This is a genomic window from Streptococcus sp. 2106, from assembly GCF_013277315.1.
Classification (GTDB): Bacteria; Bacillota; Bacilli; order Lactobacillales; family Streptococcaceae; genus Streptococcus; species Streptococcus pseudopneumoniae.
This window is the reverse complement of record NZ_VMMS01000029.1, coordinates 47,581-52,355: the sequence shown is the minus strand read 5'-3', so window position 1 is coordinate 52,355 and position 4,775 is coordinate 47,581. Positions and strand designations below refer to the sequence as shown.

Genomic DNA, 4,775 nt, shown 5'->3' with positions numbered 1-4,775 from the left:
TCTACAACCTCAAAACGGTATTTTGAGCAGGCTACGGCTAGCATCCTAATTTGCTCTTTGATTTTTTGAGTGTAAGGACATGTTGGATTCTATGTGCTGTATTGTCAACAATACACTCTTCTTCCTGTATATCTACCAACATGATTTACAGAATTTTATTTTACTATAATTTTACCTATATTCCAAGACAGAAATAAAATAATCAAGAACAAAAACGCATATAACCAATAACTAGCTATATGCATTTTAACACTTAAAGCGAACTGTTAAGTTGCGACTAGTAGTATCCAGTCCTAAGTAAGTCGGAAATATACAGTTTATTTACGACTAGCAAGGCATTTACCCGACAATAAGAGCTCATCTAAATTGATTTTTTCTTAAAGTAGAAATTTCTACGAAAACTATCTAAATAAACTTTTAGTCTCTATGACGGACAAAACGTGTCTCAGTTATTCATCAACATCCAAGGTTCTAGTAGTTGACCCACTCCCCATTGGAGTTAACTTTATAACCATCTACTATAGTATTAACCGCTAGTCTTCCACTTTCATTGACATAGTACCATTTGTCTCCAACTTGGAACCATTGATTTACCTTCATTGCACCAGATGATTCCTGATAGTACCAATGGTCTCCATCTTTTATCCAACCAGTTGCCATTGAACCATTAGCATTGAGATAGTACCACACACCACTGGATTCAACCCAGCCAGTAGACATTGCTCCGCTCTCACTCAAATAATACCATTGGTTACCATCTCTGACCCAACCAGTTGCCATTGAACCGTTAGCATTGAGATAGTACCACACACCACTGGATTCAACCCAGCCAGTAGACATTGTTCCACTCTCACTCAAATAATACCATTGATTACCATCTCTGACCCAACCAGTTGCCATCGCACCAGTAGAACTCAAGTAGTACCATTTATCCGCTTCCTGATGCCAGCCTTTCACCACTTCACCAGCAGATGTATAAAAATACCACGCACCATTTTCTTGCTTCCAACCAGTCGTTATTGGAACTTTAGTCTCAGTTTTAATAACATCTCCTACATAAGATTGGAGGTAACGAGGAGCAAAAGAAGTAAGAGGAGAGTTTGCTACCATTCTATCTGAAGACCCCAAAGATAATTTATCCTTCTCTGACTTCCTTTCTGTCATCTCCTCAGATACATTTTCTCTTACTGTATTCATGGTCTCGACAGGATTTTCTTTCGCATCTTCAGGAATTCTACTGCCAGCTAGTGTAACTGGTAAATCATGCATACTGTCAATTCTACCGGCCAGTAGACCTGTAATTTCTTGACCTGCATCTTCTTTATTAAAGGTGAAAAGTAGAGTTTTTTGATCTGCTTGGGTCAAGAAGGTAGCTTTGTGTCCATTCGCTAAAGTCAAAGTCGGAATAGAATTTACTAGTACCTCAGAATCAAATTGCATAGCTAAGATACCTTGTTCTGCATCCTCTTCTTCTGTTTCCAATTTACGAACGTCCCTGATAGTTACACTCGTTGGATATACCGGATCTTTTGTTAAAAAGTCCCAATTAAATTTTCTAAATGATAGGGTATAGTCATTTTGTCCTTTTTCAGTGTGTTCATACAAGATACCATACTCCCCATTTCCTAATTCTTGGAGCGAATTATAGGCAAACTCTCCTTTTTGAATTGGTCTATGATGTAACCAAGTCAAGTCTCCGTTGTCCTCTACACGAGCCAAATGAGCCATTCCATTCGTCCGTTTAGGTCCTCCTGAATTGGTTAAAATGATGTATTCTTTTCCTTCGTGCATGGTGTGAATAGCAGCCATTTGGACATAAACATCTTTAACCTGATTGTATCTCTTGATTTCCTTGTCCCAAGTTTGCCCACCATCTTTACTTGTGGCAACCTGTAAATCACCCGTTAATCCTCTCATAAAGAGTTTCACATCACCATTATTTAACTGTACAGCAACTGACTCTGTATTTTGGGCAGGACTATTATTCATAGTTGAGGAATGAATTTTCCTTCCGCCTACTGTCCTATCATCATTGACAGCAGCTCCAGCCTGCCATGTTTCTCCATGGTCATCTGAATAAATCAAACGAGAAGACTGGGATCCGCTTAGATGGGAGATAGCATTGGTGGTATAAGTAGGAACTAAGATACGACCCTTGTGCTCTCCTGTTCTAAGCACAATTCCTGTACCTGGACCTGTTCCTAAAAATTTCATCCAATCTTGGCGAATTGATGGTGTAATATCTCTTGGTTGCGACCATGTTTTCCCATCATCATCACTATAAGAAAGCCACAAATAGCTCGTATAGGCTACACGAAATGGATTTTTAGCAGATGGAGCAAAGTAGATATTCCCAAGAAGCTCTTCTCCTTTATAGAGGTCACCCTTATCTCTGTAGGCTTCTTCTTTTGGATCCACTACAACGCGATAATCTGTTTTTTGATTATTTGCATCATATACTTCTCCGTTTTCTCGGACAGTATATGCTTGATTTTCCCCTTGTTTATATAGTAATTGATAGTGCTTATCTCCAACTTGTTGATAAGCTTTTTGAGGTTTGTTTGGCATTCCAAAGACAGCTCGACCTTCTGGAAACATATCGTAGATTGAAAAAATTCTCTTTGTGGTAGGATCTTGAACCAAGACCATATCGATATTAAGTGGAGATGGTGCCTGCGGATCTTTTGCTTCTGGATTGTCTCGCAAGTTGGTCAAGGTTAAGGTTGGCTGCCAAGTAGTTCCCCCATCCTCACTTCTCCTAACGACCATAGCAATATCTCCCCAATCAGAATGGTGGAGACGACGCTGATCTGCCCCTGCCAGTAATGTTCCTTTATCCGTACGTAGCAAAGCTGGAATCCGATAACTCTTAATTCCTTCACTATTTGGCTTACCATTGACACCGCTCATAAACAACTCTTGCTTCTCTGTCAAGACTGCCCCTTCAGGAAGTGACGGCTCAATATCTGTCACATCAAATAACTGGCTACGTTTTTTGACTTCCTCTGGAGTTAAAGCACGATTGTATACAGTCAGATTACGAATAGAGAGATTTGAGCCCCACTTCAGTTCTCCTGCTCTATTAGTTGCACCTAACTGAAGTTTATCCACATCTGGCATGTCTGCCAGGAATTTCCCTGACTTTTTATTCGTACGAGATAATACACCATTCACATAAAGACGAACCTGACCATTTGGACTATCCTTTTTTGGTCTTTCAACAGTAAAAGTAACCGAATTATACTTGCCTGGTCTAATCTTCAAAGGCGCATCTGTATAACTTCCATAAAATTGACTACCATCAGCTCCACGTCCCTCTATCAAAGCTGTCCCATTATTGATTGCCATTGTAAAGTACTCATTTACTTTAGTTGTACTGGAAGCAGAAAAGAGATTGTAAAAACTAGGACCATCAGCAGCCGGTTTGAACTCCACATGAACAGTTGCATTTTGGAGTCCCTTTACTTTCTCTAATTCATCAGACAAGTCTACTCTTTTTCCATTTGAATCATTCGTCTCTAAGTCATCTTTTTCTATCACTGTTTCGACATTTTCCAAATCTCGTGCATAGTAATCTCTTGGAATTTTTTCTTCTTGCTTATCTTCCCTTTCTTGTTCTTGATCATTGCCAGAAAGTTCAGTCTCTGAAACAGACTCTACATGCTCTGCAGGAAGAGTTATATTTTCTCCTTCCTCAGAAGGCTGGCTCTTTTCTGTATCAGTTAGGGTTGAGCTCCCCCCCCCCCCGAAAGTTGAGTTTCATTTGCCAGAGGTTGCTCACTCGCCCCTTCTTGAGCTAAAACAGGAGACGTTCCAAACACCACTGCTCCCACAATCATAGAAACCGCTCCTACCGATAGTTTCCTAATACTATAACGACACTTACGTTCTTGAACATTCCGATTCATACTGTTCCTCTCTATATCTATATCCCGATTTCTGAAATAAGACATTTACTCCAGAAAATGCACTTAGTTTGTCTTTTCTTAACTTTCTTTTACTACAGTTCATTTAAATGACAAAAATGAACTAAACAAACTATCTCAAATTGGTGCCAAATTTCCCCTCTCCTTTCTCCAATCAGACTCCTGCCAATCTAGTTTATCTACCAGGACACCGCTGCAATTAAACTAAAATATCTCTTTATAAGCAAATGATGGACATCAGCTTATGCTATTTACACCATACTTCCTGCTCAATCCTTATCGAACACTTTTTCAAATAGCTTTTCATAAGCATAAATACTTGTAGAAATAATGGGAAATATAATCAAGCTCACAATCAGAATCTTATCCAGCTTAAAGGGGACAATCCCAAATAAGTGAAGAAATAAATCAATCAGAAAACTGTCGAAAAAAACTGTCAAAAGTAGTTCAATTTGTCTTTTTCTCTGCTTTTTTGTCTTGAATGCCTTAAATATCATATTATTCCCCTTTTCTAAGCTTCAATCCCTTCTCTCTATCTGTCATTTCGCATAGCTGCTACTATTTTTACAGCAATCTATCTTTAAATATACATAAAGATAAGATTCTATCACTTTTTATAAGTGTTAGCAAATTTATTATACCTCATTTCTAAAACGCTTTCAATACAGTGTAGTATAATAGATTTTAGTTTCAAGAAACTCTTTTGTATAATAATATCCTTGAAAGTAGTTTCAGATGAACATTTATAGTCCATAAAAAGAAAACAGAGACTCATCTGTTTTTTACACTCAATGAAAATCAAAGAGCAAACTAAGAAGCTAGCCGCATGATGCTCAAAACACTGTTTTG

1 protein-coding gene and 2 pseudogenes are annotated in these 4,775 nt (G+C 38.3%); all 3 read right to left on the bottom strand.

Features of this window, described 5'->3' with window-relative positions; all coding sequences use genetic code 11:
- Positions 1-471 precede the first annotated feature (471 nt).
- Positions 472-1,014: pseudogene (locus HT723_RS11890) on the bottom strand (sialidase); the annotation flags it as partial.
- A gap of 213 nt (positions 1,015-1,227) precedes the next feature.
- Positions 1,228-3,908, bottom strand: a pseudogene (locus tag HT723_RS03790) (sialidase domain-containing protein); the annotation flags it as partial.
- Between the two features lie 287 nt (positions 3,909-4,195).
- Positions 4,196-4,423, bottom strand: coding sequence for a hypothetical protein (locus tag HT723_RS03780; protein ID WP_000576348.1), 228 nt, complete (start codon positions 4,421-4,423; stop codon positions 4,196-4,198).
- Between the last annotated feature and the right edge of the window lie 352 nt (positions 4,424-4,775).